The following is a 16,119-nucleotide window of genomic DNA, read 5'->3' as shown; positions in this document are numbered from 1 at the left end:
CTTGAAGTATAGGAGATAATTTAACAGTGGCTGTTAAATAGTGGTAATCAGGTTTAGCTAAGTTTATATGTAGTTCTAGTAAGTTTTCATTAGATGAGAATCATATATATAAAAAGCTACAAACTGGCGTTTTTAGCAATAACCGACTTGTGTCAAATTACAAAGACTTAATATTCAACTTAATAGAACATTCGAAAGATCTAGATGTTACTGAAAAAGAAGCAAATGACTTTATTCGCATCCTTACTTTGATCCGAAAGTTTACGAGAGATTTTAAGGCAGAGTTAGACGATATTAGTCATGGTCTTTATGTATCAACTTATCAAACTTGTGGTAACTCAATACGTAAAACGGGCTGTGTACAAAATTCATACAATAAAGCTGACTTTGACCCTACATGCGTATTTCACTTACCTGAAACAATTAACCGAGTCATTAAAATGATTCGCAAAGTTACAAAAAATAAAGCATATATCGTAATCGATGCGATTCGTAATCCTTACGAAGCGAAGTTTTTCAAAGATCGTTATGCAGCTTTTCACTTAGTGTCAATTAATGCGCCAGATGAACATCGAAGTAAATATATGCAGAAACTGCATAAATTTTCTTCAGAACAAATTGATACCATTGAAAAAATAGAATCAGGAAAAGTAAAGGGGGACTTCGTCGCGTTTACAAATCAAAATGTGAAAAAGTGTATCGAAATCTCTGATATCCACCTGTTTAATCCTAAAAATGAATTTGATAACAATAACATCCTAAAAGCACAAATTGTTTGGTATGTTGCCTTGATGCAACATCCTAGACTAGTTCCTCCATCCTCGATGGAGCGTGTTATGCAAGTTGCTTATACCATGAAAATGAACTCAGGCTGTATATCTCGTCAAGTTGGCGCAGTTGTTACTGATTCTAATAACTCAATTAAGTCTGTAGGATGGAATGATGTAGCAAAAGGTCAAGTACCTTGTTCTATGCGTTCGCTAAATGGTCTGATAGAAGAATTTAATCAAGTTGCTTATAGTCATTATGAAAGGAATAATCAAAGCTTTCGTGCTAAAGCAAATGAACAATTAATTAAAATTAAAGAGATAAACTCTAAAAACCAGATCTTTGAAGGGCATAACTTACCTTATTGTTTCAAGGATATTCATAACAGCCTTGATGATAAAGGTAATCAAGTTCATACGAGAGCTTTACACGCAGAAGAAAATGCATTTCTGCAATTAACTAAATACGGTAGCTCAGGAGTTGAAGGTGGCAAACTTTATACAACAGCAAGTCCTTGTGAGCTGTGTGCTAAGAAAGCTTATCAACTAGGTATGTCTGAAATTATATTTATCGATCCGTACCCAGGCATTGCACAGGATCATATTATTAATATTGGTGACAATGCACCTGAATTAATTCAATTTAGAGGCGCAATAGGCAAGGCATATCACCGACTTTACGAACAGATTATTCCAATTAAAGACGAGATAAGTCATATGATAGATTTATAATAAATAAGCATATGTGTAGCGAATCCGACACCTAACCGAAGGACTTATATAGGTAAATATTGAAATATCATTTAGGGTAATGTCGAACATTACCCTTACTTTTCCTAATACATGCTAACCGAAATAGAGCAAATAATCTAAGCAGATTCTGTCCACTTTCGAGCTAGCTCGTTGATTATTGATTGTTGTTGTCCACTACAGATGTGAGCATCAGTATTTTTAGTACAGATGCTCATTTATTTCATCGATAATATGAATGTTATCTGTGTATTAAGTTATTACCGTCGGATCGTTTTAAGGATAAAAAGGGCACCGCAGAAATAACGGTTAGTAGGCCCATAGCAATGAATGTCTGGTGAAAATGAGATATATCATTGCCAGCGTAATAGGTAGAGAAGAAGTGTAAAACACAGGCACAGATAGCAAGGCCAAAACTAATTGAAAGTAGTTGCGTTACTGCTAGCATACTATTGCCTGCACTTGCATGTTCATCATCTAAATCAGCTAATGTTATGGTGTTCATTGCGGTAAATTGTGTTGCGCGAACAATACCTAACGCAAACAGTAATGGTAGGGCTAACCATAGAGATAACTGGCCTGATATAAGGGCAAATGCCGCTGTAATAATACCAATAACAATGGTTACCCAAAACAATGTCTTACGATAGCCTAGACGTTTAAGGGTTCTTTCGACATATGATTTACCTAATAATGCGCCAAAGGCTAAGGGTACCATCATTAACCCTGCATATAAGGCTGATACTCCCATTCCAACTTGCAACATAAGTGGTATAAGAAAAGGAATAGCCCCTGTACCTAAACGAGAAAAGACATTTCCACCGATACCAACAGAAAAAGTCCTAGTCTTAAAAAGTGATAAAGGAATTAGTACGTTTTGTTTTTTTGATGCGTAATAAATATAAGTGACGAGAAGAGTAAAACCCATTAATAAAGTGATAATAGGAATTAAAACTGTTTCTGATTTAGTTAAGAGCTCAATGCCACTTAAAAGAGTAATTAAACTTGAGCTAAATAGAATAAATCCCCAACCATCAAACTTACTCGCAGTTGAAGTAAAGTTAGGCATATAGCGTTTGGTCATCCATAGCCCAATAATACCGACAGGGATATTAATTAAGAATATCCAATGCCAACTTGCGTAAGTAACTAATACACCACCAAGCACTGGGCCAATCACAGGGCCGATTAATCCCGGCATTGTTGCTAGATTTAACGCGTGAACAAATTCATTGCGTGGATAGCTCCGTAATAATGCTAAGCGGGCTACAGGTACCATCATTGCGCCACCAACACCTTGGAGAATGCGAGATAGAACCAGTTGCGTTAATGTGTCGGATAATCCACACGCCAACGAGCCCAATGTAAATAAGGCAACAGCCCAGCCAAAAATAATGCGGGTACCAAATTTGTCAGCAAGCCAGCCACTGATAGGAATTAAAATCGCCACCGTTAAGGTATAGCTAATGATGGTTAATTGCATGGTTAATGGAGACTCATGCAAGCTTTTTGCAAGTGAGGGAATTGCTGTATTAATTATGGTGGCATCAAGGGTTTGCATAAAAAAAGCAATGCCAGCAATCCATGGTAGCCATGTAAGGTGTTTTGATGGTTTCGTCATAGTCACCTCATGAGTGGTAACGATCTTCCGCGCGCAGAGTAGCCAGAAGCATTAAACAGTGGAGAGGAAATAACGATAGTTATACGTAATGTATTACCACTATATCAGGTGTAACTTAACCTAAAGTGAATCATTCAGAACAAGCTTATGACTTCCTAACATAATAGAAGTTATAAAGTTAAGTTGGGGGGAGGGTATTTAAAAAGTAACTTACTGCTGCGTACCTTGATAGGGAATCAGTTTTAGTGCGAGCCAGCATAAACCCACTGACTCGATATGTTTTTATTGTGATATGAATTAACGACCAAACATACGTACTAACGTGTTGTCTTTGTTGATGAGCTGATGTTTTAAAGCGGCAAGTATGTGAAGCACTATAAGTACGAGTACTACTTTAGACGCAATAACATGAATAGTATGACCTAATGATCCTAACCACTGTATTTTATCACCAGCAGCAAGTAATTCATAACCGAATACTTCTAATGCTCTTCCACCACCCATATTCATCATAATGCCTGACACCGGCATCAGTAGAGTACCAAGTAATAACAAGTGTTGGACACTTTTCTCGAGAATACGTTGTAGTTTGCTGCGTTCAGTAGTCGTTGGAATCGCTCCTTCCTTGAAACGCCATGCAATACGAACTAAGGCTACGGCAAGAATGATAGTGCCCAAAGATTTATGTATACCGAGTAGTTCGAATTTTTCAGGGGACCTTGGTAGATCTGCAACATATAACCCAAGCATGATGACACCAATAAAAAGTATTCCGGTGATCCAGTGTAAGGCGATAGTCGGTTTAGATAATTTACCCTTCATATAGCATTTCCTTAACAATTTTATAAAATATTATTATTACTAAGGGCTATTTAAAATTCGAGTATTGGATTGTAAAGCTATGTAAATAATATGCGAATTATTAAGAGATTGACCGTTTTTGAGTATAAAAAAACGACTGTAGTAAGACAGCCGTTTGTGGGGGATTTGAATGCTAATCTGAGGATTATTCTGGCACGTATTCTAATGGTGCTTCTAAATCTTTAAGTACCATTTTCTGAATATTAATCCCTAACATCATGATGATTAAGCACCAGTTTAGGAACGGGAGTTTACCTGTTTGTATGCTTTCAACAAACTGGCTTGGGTTCCAACTAAATAACTCACAGATATTCTGCGCTGTCATTTCTTCAAATAAACCGCTATCAATTAGCTTGGCAAATTGTTCGTTAGTTGGGCATACAAACGTGTTACGAGCACCAAATGCTGATGGCTTGAATAAGCGTAGTACGCGACGAATATCCTCAACTGGGATCACTTTGCCATTAGTTGCAATACTTTGTTTGCCAATTAATGCCGCTAAGAAACACCAACATGGGTATGGAATAGTCGACACATTGAAAGGTTCTTTTTTGTATTTCGCTGTCCAGCTACTTACATTCTTCTCTTGCAAACCAGTGACTAACGCTAACTTCTTCGCATCATAGCCATGATCTTTCAGCAGGTTAATGATTTCAGCGACTTCTGATACGAAAGGTTTTGTCCAATTTTCGTATGAGGTAAATACATTTTCTCTAATCAAAATGCTATTCCAATATGGGATTCAATAGATTGGCGCTGATCATACGTGTTCACGCGACGATGTCCATTAATATCCCATAACCTTGTTAAAATGCTTAACCAATTAACGATGAAGCCGTTTATTTCACCTATTAATGGGAGGGGGGAAGAGTAAGTTCTTGGATTACCTTCCAATCATTAGCAGGTAAAGTGAATGAGTCGCTAAGTTCTACAGTTTTATTGCTTTCTTTCTTGGCGTTAACAAGTGTAGCGGTGTAGTGAATTTTTGCACTATGCGTTGTGTTATTCACGTGTTCTAGGTTTAACACGATACCGGATGCTTTCGCTTTATCGATAATGTAAAGCCCATCCCAAGTTAAGCTGGCATCAAGGTTTTTATTTTTTTGATTGAAGTTTTGGGTATCTTGATGTGCGAGTAAGGTTTTAAGACCATGCTGATTTAGTGAAATGGTTAAGTAATGTTCGTTGTCTTTCGATAAGATAATACTGACAGCAGGAGCGTTATTTAAGTCAAAGTTAGTAGCAATGCCTACGTGAGTTAACGTACCGTGAATTTGATGATCTTGTTGTTTATTGCATCCTGTGAGTAATATTGTGGTAAGTAAAACACTAGTGATGGCTATTCCTTTCATACTATTTCCTTTGTGACGCACGGTATTGTGCCATTAGTAAAACTAACACTTTGAGGATATATATCCTTATGGCACCTAATGTCAGCATATTGTATGAATTACATATCACTTTATTATTGTAAGGTTTAACAATTGTAAATATGAAGGATAATAATTACCGTAAATTTATTAGCCATAGTGTACAAAATGAATAGTGGGTGACATCTTATTATTCGCTTATTGATGAATAGAATTAAAAACAGAAGCCAAGTACAAAGAATAATGCATAGAAGCAAATAAAGCCGATAACAAAGCCAATGAGATGGTGTAGGAATGAAGGGATCTCAGGTTTGTGCTGACGTACTTTGTTTTTTGTTACGTGGTAACATGCAAGGGCGATCAAAAAGACGATAGTGACAGCAAGAATATATAATACGTTTTGTTGTGGCTGAGTTTGTACGGAATTGGCGAGTGCAAGCGGTGAGAACAATGTAGCACCAGTAAGAATAATGGAAGGTTTCATTTTAGTTTGTCCGTAAAAATAAAACTTACGTTAAAACTAACTGTTATCTGCAGCAATCATTGTTATTACAAGCTGTAATTGCATAAGTGTATGTTTAGAAGATAAAAAAATATCGGCATCCTGCCGATATGTAAGTAATAAAAGATTGGCGTCCATGCCAATTAAAGAGAGCTTTATAATTTTGCGTTAAATGCTTTTTTAAGTTCGTTGCGTTCTTCAGTCACTAGCGCTAATTCATTTTTCAAACGTTTAAGTTCTTCGTGAATATTTTCATGAACGGGTGAATCAATAACGATATCTTTACCGCTTTCTGAGCGAACGATAACGTGTGAGCGTCCTGCAAACAGTGCTAAGAACCCCCATACCACACATACTGCAAGTGTCATATATAGTGGCGCTTCCCAGCTGTGTGTTGATTCATGTAGCGAGCCAAAAATAATAGGGCCAGTTGCTGCAAGTAAGTAACCCATACATTGTGCCATACCTGATAGTGCGGCTGCTTGGTGAGCATCATGAGTACGAATACCAACAAATGACAGGCCAAGAATAAAACCACCACCACAGCTAAAGCCAAAACAAATCACCCAGATTAATGCGTGTTCTGGCATCATAAGCAGGCCAAGAATACCGATGAAACCCAGTACAGCCATAGCAAAGCTCATGCCGCGTTTATCTTTCATTTTTGCCATTAGTGGGATAAGCACTAATGCTGGTACGGCAGTTGAAAGTTGTAATACACCATGTAAGTAACCCGCTTGGTTCTCTGTGTAGCCGTTATCAATTAGGATACTTGGTAACCAGCTGATAAAGATGTACATGATGAAAGAGTTCAAGCCTAAAAAGATAGTTACTTGCCATGCAGCAGCTGAACGCCATAGATAGCTGTGGCTATCAATCTCAGCAGTATCTGCAGAAGGGCGAGTATGGCCTGCTAGTTGTGGTAACCATACGATAATTGAAACAATAGGGAAGATCAGTACGGTTGCTAAAGCAAATGCCCAGTGTGGAATTGCAGTGATTCCCATTGAACCAGCAAGTTTCATCATTGGAATAGCTGTACTTGAGCTTAATGTTGAGCCAATACCCATGATTAATACATATACAGCTGTTAAAGTAGTGACTTTTGTTGGGAAGTCTCTTTTTAGTAAGCTTGGTAATAGTACGTTACCAATTGCTATACCGAGACCTATTATACAGGTACCCAAAAATAGCATTACGGTTGAGCCACCGGAGCGGATAAGTACACCACCGCCAACAAGAACCAGAGCTATCATAAGAGATGGCTCTAAGCCAATTTTACGTGCAAGGCCTGATGATACCGGCGAAAATAGGGCAAAAGCCAACAATGGCAAAGTAGTTAACATACCGGCTTGCGTAGCACTCAAACCTAAATCTTGTGAAATGAACTCTAGAATAGGTCCTAACCCTGTAAGTGGCGCACGTAGGTTACTTGCTATAAGTAAAATGCCTAAAATGACCAATGCTGGTCGTGCTACTTTAGGGACTGTTTTTTTGTTTTTATGTGACATAGGTCTCTCCTTAAATCTTTAGTGACATAATAACTCTCCTAATTTTATCTGTATTAAGCTATATTGACAGTAGATATCTAAATTCGGACAAGTTATGAAGTACAGTATCCATTTCCCTGAGTTTGACTCTGATCTTTACCCACAAAAGGTTGTTGCATTACGCCTTTCTGGATTAGAGAAGGATGAAGAAATCCCATTCCATCAACACCATAAAGGGCAATTAGTGCTTCCTTTAAGTGGTTTCGTTCGTTGTAAGATTGCTGATGCAATTTGGATGGTGCCTGCTAATTGTGCTGTTTGGATCCCCAGTCAAGTTCCACACAGTAATAGTGTTTCTCTTGATGCTGATACGTGTATGTTGTTCGTTGATCAAGATGTGATAGGAATGCCATCAAAAGCATGTACGTTATCAATTTCTCCACTTTTACGTGAGCTTATTATTCGCTTAACAGAATCAGAGCAATCATATAAATCAGACAGTAAAACAGGGCGATTGGTAGATGTGTTAATTGATGAATTAACGAATATGCCATCTGAACATTTTGATTTTCCAATTCCAGCAGAGCCACGGTTACATAGTATTGCGTTAGAGCTCATTAATAATCCAAGTGATCGTAGTACTGTTGGTGAATGGGCAAGTAAATATGCGATGAGTGAAAGAACCTTAGCGCGTTTGGTGAAGCAGGAATTAGGATTAACCTTTGGTAATTGGCGTGGACAGCTCCATATTGTTATTGCGTTGCAAAAGCTGTCGTCAGGGGAACCTGTACAACGAGTATCTGAAGATTTAGGTTATGAGTCAGTAAGTGCTTTTATTACTTTCTTTAAAAAGACATTAGGACGTCCACCTAAACAATATATTAAACAACGGATTAATGATTAAATTATTTAGATATTTGTTTACATAATGATTTAGGCTTGATTTTTTTGATGGTTAATAGTCTATTTCTTTATTTGTATGGCAAATAGGTTGGGCTATGTCTCGTTGGCTAGCGTTTCACGGAAAACCGATTTATCTCGATGAATTGATTTATCAATCAGAGCATTCATTAATTCATCAAACTTTAGAAGAACGTAAGTCTGTTAATTATGTAAATGGTGACGGCTTTGGGCTTGCTTGGTATTCAAAGCAGGATATACCTGGTCGTTATCATGAAATATCACCAGCTTGGGCAGATGATAACTTACGTTCTTTAACCCATCATATTTGTTCTCATCGTTTTATGGCACACGTACGTTTCTCTACTGGTGCTGAGGTATCACGTGCTAATTGCCATCCCTTTATTTATGAACAATGGATGTTTTTACATAATGGTCAAATAGGGGGCTTTGATAAAGTCAGGTTTACTCTAGAGCGATTATTAACAGAAGAACTTTACAATAAGCGAGTCGGGACAACAGATAGTGAAATTATTTTTTTATTGATGATTAAAAATGGTTTACAAATTGATCCTATCGCAGCGATTAATCAAACCATGTATGAAATAGAACAGGCAATGCTTGAAAAAGAGGTCACGCTACCTCTGCATGCTTCTATTTGTATTTCAGATGGTGATAGTTTTTGGGTTATACGTTATAGCACTGATAACGTTGCACCAACAATTTACATAAAACAACAACCAGATAGTGTGACATTAGCTTCTGAGCCTTTAGAGCAATCAAATAACTGGCTTTTAATGCCTAAGCAACAGATCCTCCATATTGATCGTCGTCATTCACTGACTTTTTACGATTTGATTGTCGATTAATTGGGTTATTAAGAACCTGATTTTTACTGATCTTCTATTTTCAACGTTTTTCATTCGCTGATCTTTTTTTTCTGACTTAGTGTCTAGGTAATACCCTAATAAATCCACTAGTTGAGAGGTTAGCGATGAAAGGTACTCTTTTTATATTTCTTCTATTTATAATATTTCCAGCAACAACTTACGCAAATAATAATAGTCATGACTTTGGATGGTTTATATTCAAAAAAACAGATCATATATTCAAAGGCACAGGTCATGACAAATATAAAATTATTCAAAGAAACGCAATACATCTCCTATGTTCTGATCTTTATGGTAACAGTGTTGGACGTAATGCGCTTTTTTCCAGGATTGGTTTTAGCGCATGGCCACAGTATACGGCAGAGGTTCTCTCTATACGTTACAGCCCACTTTTTTACTCTGAGTTTACTGCGTTAGGCGAACAATCAAGTCAATTTATTTATTGTTATATGCAAGGACGTCGTACGAGATAAAAACTTGTATGACATTATAACGGTTAATATACAAAAGCGGTCGTGATTGTTGCATGATTATCTAACAGGTTTAATAGCAGTAGGTGTAAAATAGTTAGAGCAATAAATACTTTTCTTAATCGCTTATTATCATCCGACTAATATTGTTTGTTTAAAAAATATTCAAATAGTTATCGTTAATTAAGTTTGTAATACAAAAGTGTAACATTATGATCTACCAATTAAAAAGCCATATAATAATAGATAGGTATGGTTTTTTGATTGAAAATAAAGGAGTTTTTTGCTGGTGTTTGTGCTTTTTACCTGCTAATCTTTCGCCCCTCACAAACAACGTGAGATATTTATGCCAAGTAATGCATGTCAAATAGCTGATAGTAACAACACATCTTTGAACTCAGATTCTTCTCGTTTTGAAGCAAAACTAGTTCCAATTCTAACTATTGGTTTCATTTCCTTATTCATTTTTGCTGCACTGGTTGATATGTCCAGTTTTACAGCATTAATTCAAACTAGTTTTGAATCTGCAGCCAATACTTTTGGTCATAGCTGGCAGATCTTGATGCTGGTGAACTTTCTTATTGCTCTAGTCATTGCTTTTAGCCCTTTAGGTAAAAAAGTGATGGGTTCAGTAAAAAAACCAACAATCGGTACTTTCCGTTGGTTAGCCATGATCATGTGTACCTTATTAGCAGGTGGTGGCGTATTCTGGTCTGCGGCTGAGCCTATTTATCATTTCATTACACCACCGCCGACATTTACAGGTGTTACAGGTTCGACAGTACAGGCCGTTGATCCTGCACTTGGTCAAGCGTTCTTACACTGGGGCTTTTTAGCGTGGGCTGTATTGGGTACGTTAGCTACTATTGTATTAATGTATGCACACCATGAACATGGCGTAAAATTACGTCCTCGTGCTTTACTTTTTCCTATCTTTGGTAAGAAGTTAGAAGAACATTGGCTAGGTAGTGTTATTGATGCTTGCTCAATTATAGCCGTTGCAGCGGGTACGATTGGACCTATTGGTTTCCTAGCATCGCAGTTAGGTTATAGTTTAGAGCTACTAACAGGGCTTGAAAATAACGTTCAATCTCAGTTAATGATCCTTGCAGTCGTTGTGTCTATTTATTCTATTTCTGCTGCGTCAGGAATGGATAAAGGTTTACAGTGGCTATCACGCTTAAACGTGATCGGTGCGTTTGGACTATTACTTGCAATGCTATTCTTAGGCCCAACGAAATTTATTTTAACCGAGTTTGGTAGCGCTTTTGGTGATTACATTCATCATTTCGGCGAGCTTAGCTTAGCGAATGATAAGCCTTCTTGGAATGTATGGTGGACATGGTTCTTCTGGGGGTGGTTTATCGGTTTTGCACCGATGATGGCAATCTTTATTGCACGTATTTCAGAAGGGCGTAGCATTCGTGGTTTAGTTCTTGCGGTTGCGATTGGTGCTCCTATCGTGACGAATTTCTGGTTCGCTGTATTAGGTGGTACTGGTATTTTCCTTGAGCTACAAACACCGGGTGTAATTTCTGGCCCACTGAATGACGGTGGTTTACCAGCGGTATTATTAGCATCACTGTCTAATTTACCATTAAGCGGTATTTTATTACCTGCATTTCTTGTGTTGACGACAACGTTTGTTGTTACCACTGGTGATTCAATGGCATATTCGATTGCGATGGTGGTTTCTGGTGATAATGAACCTGATAGTAAGCATCGTTTGTTCTGGGCGATCACTATGGGTGTAGTGGCTGCGGTATTATTACTTGCAGGTGACGGTGGCCTAAATGCACTGCAATCGTTCATTGTGATCACTGCTGTACCTGTTTCTATCTTGATTGCGTTCACATTGATCAGTGGTCCAATCGCTGCATATCGTATGACGTGTGCGAAAAAACAAGTAGCAGCATAAAATACGGTTTATCACCATAATTAACGGTGACCTAGAATAAATGAAAAACGCCCAATATCGCTGTTAGAAATAACATGCAGTATTGGGCGTTTTTGTTGTTATTACGTATGAGCCAATTTATTAAGAAAAGCGAAAGTTATACGGTATCAATATGTCCATCGTTCGCTTTCGCTTTACAACGTTTAACTAATTGTAATGTCATGCCTCTAAAAATAAACAGGTGAGCAGGCATCATGGCAAACCAGTATAAAAGACCTTTAAATCCTTTTGGGTGCCACCACGCACGTATATCGACAGTGCGGTGATCACCATGATCATTAATGGTAAATTCTAATCGTCCTAAACCAGGCGCTTTCATCCCAAACAGGAGTGATAAGAAATGGTTTTCTTCAAGACTGATCACTTTCCAAGAATCAATGCGATCGCCCAATTGTAAATGAAGAGGATCACGGCGATAACGTTCTAAAGCATTACCACCAATCATTGAATCCATCCATTCACGAATACGCCATAGACTGTTGGCAAAAAAGTAGCCTTCTTCTCCACCAACCAGTTGAACTTGTCGCCATAAATCTTCCGCACTCGCATCGGTTTTTAACGTGTAGCCAGCTTGTTTAGGGTAATAGCCATAATCTGATTGCCAGCGTGATAAAGCATCAGGGTCAAATCCCCAAATCTCACTGTCAATGATCTCATCATTCATTTCTAACGCTTCTGATACCGCATCATCGTAACTGATTAATACTTGTGGAATGTATTGTTGCAATTTACTGCCATCAGCTGGTAAATCGTATTGCAGTCCGTTGATTAATGCTCTGGCAATATTGGTTGGCACTGAGGTAATAAAGCGCAGCCAATAAGCCGCCATAGCAGGACTTAAAAACTTAAGCGGTATCACTCGAATTTTCTTATTAAGCAGTGTACCTAAACGCACCATTTGATCGCGGTAAGTAAGCTGCTCGGGGCCTGCCACATCAAAAATAAGGTTTTCATTATTGGGCTTTTTAATTAGCTCAGTTAAATAAAATAACAAGTTTCTAAGTGCAATAGGAGAATTGCGAGAACTTACCCATTGTGGTGTTAGCATTACAGGGAGGTGACTTACAAAATCACGCATTACTTCAAAAGCGGCTGAGCCTGGACCTATAATTATTCCTGCACGTAATTCAACAATAGTTTTTCCACTATTACGAAGAATATTGCCTGTTTCTTTACGAGCGAGCAGGTGAGTTGAAGCGGCATCTTCAGATTGTAGTGCTCCTAAGTAGATCACCTGCTCAACCTGACTCTGTTCTAGATATTGGCTAAAGTGCCGTGCACAATCTAATTCAAAATCAATAAAGTCATGACCATGATTCATACCATGCACAAGGAAGAAAACAATATCAACACCGTTAAAGAGATCAGTAAGATCACTATCATCATTGAGATCAAGGTAAATTAATTCAAGATTATCGAGATCATTCCAGCCACGCTTTCTTAGCAACTGTAAATTTCGCCCAGTAGCTTTAACGTGATGACCTTGATTTAGCAATTCTGGCACTAAATGGCTACCAACATAGCCTGATGCACCTACCACTAGAATTGTTTTTTTCATTACCTCATTGCTCCATTTCCTTATGGTGTTACTTAAGAATAGTTATCGTCGATATAAATAATTATATTTTTGTTAATTGTAACCAAGTTCGGATTAATAGGTATGGCATCAAATTATTTTCGCGATTAGCATAACATTTTACGTTAAATTGATTATCTACGCTCATGCTTAATTTTAGATAATTATTCTACTTTCATCATGGTCAATCATTAGTAATTTTTGCCAATAGTTATTTGATATTGATTATCGCATATCGACTGTTGTTATTAGGGATAATTGCAATGCCAACACTCATACTTCAACAATTTGATAGAAGCTTTCTTCGTTCGTTATTTTGGATTGCTTTACCTATTGCATTGCAGTCTATGTTGTTTTCGAGCCGTAGTCTTGTCGATATTTTAATGTTAGGACAGCTAGGTAATGCCCAAGTAGCTGCAGCAGGTATTGCAGGTAAAGCCTTTTTTGTTGCCATCATTATGCTATTTGGCGTTTCGACAGGCGGTGCGATGCTGACTGCCCAATATTGGGGCGCGAATAATAAACGAGGTGTAAGAGAAGCAACGGCATTAACCGTGATGATCAGTGGTTGTTTTGCATCAGTTGCAGCCGCTCTGTTTTTATTTGTGCCTGAATGGATTATGGGGCTTGCCACGCAATCACCAAAAGTTATCGCGTTAGGTTCTGATTATTTGCGTATTACGGCATTTAATTTACTCGGTGCTGCATTTGGTATTGGTATCGCTGTGGGTTTACGTTCGATGCACCAACCGGGTGTCAGTACCTTTTTTAGTGCAATTGGTATTGGTGCCAATATGTTCCTTAATTGGGTATTCATTTTTGGTAAATTGGGTTTGCCTGCAATGGGGATAAAAGGTGCGGCATGGGCGACGTTGCTTAGTGGTGGTATTGAACTCGTACTACTTGCATCTTATTTATATGGACGTAAGCATTTATTAGCATTTAATTTTAAAACGATTATAGCCGTTTGTAATAAGAAAGATATCCAGCGTTTTCTCAAACTATCGTTACCGATTACGTTTAATCACCTTGCATGGGCGGGGGGGATTTTTGTTTATCATGCGATTATTGGACAATTGGGTGTTGATGGGCTTGCTGCTATGTCGGTGATCACGCCAATTGAGTCACTGTCGCTTGCGATGTTGATTGGTATTTCTAATGCGTCAGCTGTATTTATTGGCAATTTACTCGGAGCTAATAAAAATGATGAAGCATATTTAAAAGCATGGGCATTCTCGTTACTAAATTTAAGTTTTGCATTATTAACGGTGTGTGTGATGTTTTTAATTAAACAGCCGTTATTGACCCTGTTTTCAGGGCTTACTGCTGATGTACGTACGTTAACTGATCATTTCTTTGATATTTTTGCCATTGTTTTGGTATTAAAAAGTATTCCGATGGTAATGATTGTTGGTGTATTACGGGCTGGTGGTGATATTAAGTTTTGTTTCTACCAAGATATTATTGCGCAGTGGATGATTGGTATTCCCGTAACCGCATTCTGTGCCTTTGTTTTACATTGGCCGATAGAGTGGGTTTATGCTTTATTAGGTTTAGAAGAACTAGTCAAATGGTTTGCATCATCGTTTCGTGTACATTCACGGCGTTGGATGAATAATTTAGTGGCTTAAAAATATGACCTAAGAGTAGAGGCTTGCTCTGACATATTTAGGCCATTTTTATGGTGATAGTATTATTTTTTATTCAACTAAGTACCAATAGCCCAGATTGATGAGCTGAGTTAATAGCGTTAATACGGCAGGATGATGAATGGCATTGCCTAGCGATTTAGTAGTGACGGTTTGCTCATTGCAAAATTGCTTTGCGGTATCAGCACATTCATTAGGCAATTCGTATTTTTCGCCATTGATAAAGATGATCTCAGGTTGAGCATCATGATAAAACGCACGTAAGCCACCAATACGATTAAAACTATCGCCATTCATTAAGCATTGATACGTTTCTTCATTGCTCCACTCAGGGTCAGACGGAACAATATCTAACTCGTGACGATTTTGGCTTAAATGTTCCCCCATCCATTGTTTTAATAAATGCGGGTGATCAAGCAAGCTACGCATCATGGTCTCTAAATCATGGTAGTCTTGCTCAGAAATAGCGCCATTACAGCTACGGGTAGAAAGTGCTGGGTTATGGTAGTGGACATCACCAATATCGTTTGAGATCACGAAATCAGCAAAGGTGCTTAATAATTCTTGTTTTTTCGGTGAGCGGAAACCGACAGAAAAACTCATAGATGTTTCCACAGAATAGCCGTCATGTGGAAAACCGGGTGGAATATATAAAATATCGCCCGTTTCTAATACTTCATCAATGATTGGCTCAAAACCTTTAATTTGGCGTAATGCCGAATGACGAAACTCTTCCTCATAATCATCACGTTTCTCACCCACACGCCAATGACGCTTACCTGAACCTTGAACAATAAATACATCATACTGGTCAATATGAGGACCAACACCACCACCAGGGGTTGAATAGCTGATCATTAAATCGTCAAACAACCAGCCTGGGAGTTGACGAAAGGGAGAAACTAATTGTGCAGCACCTTCATGCCAATGATTAGCAGCTTGGACGATGAATGACCAATTATCTTTTGGTGTATTATCAAACGTTAATGGACCATGCCGAACTTCCCATTGATTATCTATTTTTGCAATGTAGCGAGAATCAACTTCTTCTTCCATTGCGAGCCCTGCTAATTCATCAGGGCTAATGGGATCGACAAAGTGTTTAAAGCCACCTTTAATTATAGTTGGCTTTTTTTGCCAATATTCGGCAAGAAATTTTTCTAGAGAGAACGTTAATTGATACATGCATAAGCTACTGATTATAAAATAGACGATGAGTATAACGTAATTTAAAAATATTGAGGGATATTTGTATTATTTAACCTGATTACCAGCGAGACTCAGCCAAGGTTAATAATTTCTCTGGCATCGGTGGT

Annotated in this window: 14 protein-coding genes; 6 read left to right on the top strand and 8 right to left on the bottom strand. The window is 38.0% G+C overall.

Annotation, left to right across the window (positions count from 1 at the left end):
- Window positions 1–149: 149 nt before the first annotated feature.
- A complete protein-coding gene (locus tag I3259_RS18905; protein WP_238031252.1) occupies window positions 150–1,499 on the top strand; it encodes an anti-phage dCTP deaminase in 1,350 nt (449 codons plus the stop codon).
- Between the two features lie 259 nt (window positions 1,500–1,758).
- On the opposite strand, the gene mdtD is transcribed toward I3259_RS18905, so the two are convergent.
- From mdtD to I3259_RS18875, 6 genes are all read right to left on the bottom strand, one after another.
- Window positions 1,759–3,138 carry a multidrug transporter subunit MdtD gene (gene mdtD / locus I3259_RS18900; RefSeq protein WP_238031251.1) on the bottom strand — a complete coding sequence of 460 codons (1,380 nt, stop codon included), beginning with the start codon at window positions 3,136–3,138 and terminating at the stop codon, window positions 1,759–1,761.
- A gap of 297 nt (window positions 3,139–3,435) precedes the next feature.
- Entirely contained in the window at window positions 3,436–3,960 is a 525-nt protein-coding gene (locus I3259_RS18895; RefSeq protein WP_238031250.1) for a cytochrome b, read from the bottom strand.
- Between the two features lie 184 nt (window positions 3,961–4,144).
- Entirely contained in the window at window positions 4,145–4,720 is a 576-nt protein-coding gene (locus I3259_RS18890) for a hypothetical protein (protein WP_107208228.1), read from the bottom strand.
- Between the two features lie 130 nt (window positions 4,721–4,850).
- Window positions 4,851–5,351, bottom strand: coding sequence for a hypothetical protein (locus tag I3259_RS18885; RefSeq protein WP_238031249.1), 501 nt, complete (start codon window positions 5,349–5,351; stop codon window positions 4,851–4,853).
- A gap of 232 nt (window positions 5,352–5,583) precedes the next feature.
- Entirely contained in the window at window positions 5,584–5,853 is a 270-nt protein-coding gene (locus I3259_RS18880) for a hypothetical protein (RefSeq protein WP_238031248.1), read from the bottom strand.
- A 173-nt stretch (window positions 5,854–6,026) separates the two neighbouring features.
- Window positions 6,027–7,382: a CynX/NimT family MFS transporter gene (locus I3259_RS18875; RefSeq protein ID WP_238031247.1), complete on the bottom strand. Its 1,356-nt coding sequence runs from the start codon at window positions 7,380–7,382 to the stop codon at window positions 6,027–6,029.
- A gap of 94 nt (window positions 7,383–7,476) precedes the next feature.
- Between I3259_RS18875 and I3259_RS18870 the strand changes: the two genes are divergently transcribed.
- The 4 genes from I3259_RS18870 to I3259_RS18855 all read left to right on the top strand — a co-directional run bounded on the left by I3259_RS18870 (window position 7,477) and on the right by I3259_RS18855 (window position 11,539).
- Window positions 7,477–8,265: a helix-turn-helix transcriptional regulator gene (locus I3259_RS18870; RefSeq protein WP_238031246.1), complete on the top strand. Its 789-nt coding sequence runs from the start codon at window positions 7,477–7,479 to the stop codon at window positions 8,263–8,265.
- A 94-nt stretch (window positions 8,266–8,359) separates the two neighbouring features.
- Window positions 8,360–9,130 carry a class II glutamine amidotransferase gene (locus I3259_RS18865; RefSeq protein ID WP_238031245.1) on the top strand — a complete coding sequence of 257 codons (771 nt, stop codon included), beginning with the start codon at window positions 8,360–8,362 and terminating at the stop codon, window positions 9,128–9,130.
- Between the two features lie 125 nt (window positions 9,131–9,255).
- Window positions 9,256–9,624, top strand: coding sequence for a hypothetical protein (locus I3259_RS18860; protein ID WP_238031244.1), 369 nt, complete (start codon window positions 9,256–9,258; stop codon window positions 9,622–9,624).
- A 343-nt stretch (window positions 9,625–9,967) separates the two neighbouring features.
- Window positions 9,968–11,539, top strand: a complete 1,572-nt coding sequence (locus I3259_RS18855) for a BCCT family transporter (RefSeq protein ID WP_238031243.1) — start codon at window positions 9,968–9,970, stop codon at window positions 11,537–11,539.
- Window positions 11,540–11,675: 136 nt separating this feature from the next.
- Here the strand turns inward: I3259_RS18855 and I3259_RS18850 are convergent, their stop codons facing one another.
- Window positions 11,676–13,136 (bottom strand): SDR family oxidoreductase, encoded by a 1,461-nt coding sequence (locus tag I3259_RS18850; RefSeq protein ID WP_238031242.1) that lies wholly within the window; start codon window positions 13,134–13,136, stop codon window positions 11,676–11,678.
- Window positions 13,137–13,417: 281 nt separating this feature from the next.
- Here I3259_RS18850 and I3259_RS18845 point away from each other — a divergent pair, with 281 nt between their 5' ends.
- A complete protein-coding gene (locus tag I3259_RS18845; protein ID WP_238031241.1) occupies window positions 13,418–14,785 on the top strand; it encodes an MATE family efflux transporter in 1,368 nt (455 codons plus the stop codon).
- A gap of 69 nt (window positions 14,786–14,854) precedes the next feature.
- On the opposite strand, the gene I3259_RS18840 is transcribed toward I3259_RS18845, so the two are convergent.
- Window positions 14,855–15,988 (bottom strand): cupin domain-containing protein, encoded by a 1,134-nt coding sequence (locus tag I3259_RS18840; RefSeq protein WP_238031240.1) that lies wholly within the window; start codon window positions 15,986–15,988, stop codon window positions 14,855–14,857.
- Between the last annotated feature and the right edge of the window lie 131 nt (window positions 15,989–16,119).

Origin of the sequence: Photobacterium sp. Ph5 (assembly GCF_022129445.1) — a bacterium.
In the GTDB taxonomy this organism is placed as follows: Bacteria; Pseudomonadota; Gammaproteobacteria; order Enterobacterales; family Vibrionaceae; genus Photobacterium.
This window is presented reverse-complemented; position numbering and strand designations above follow the sequence as displayed.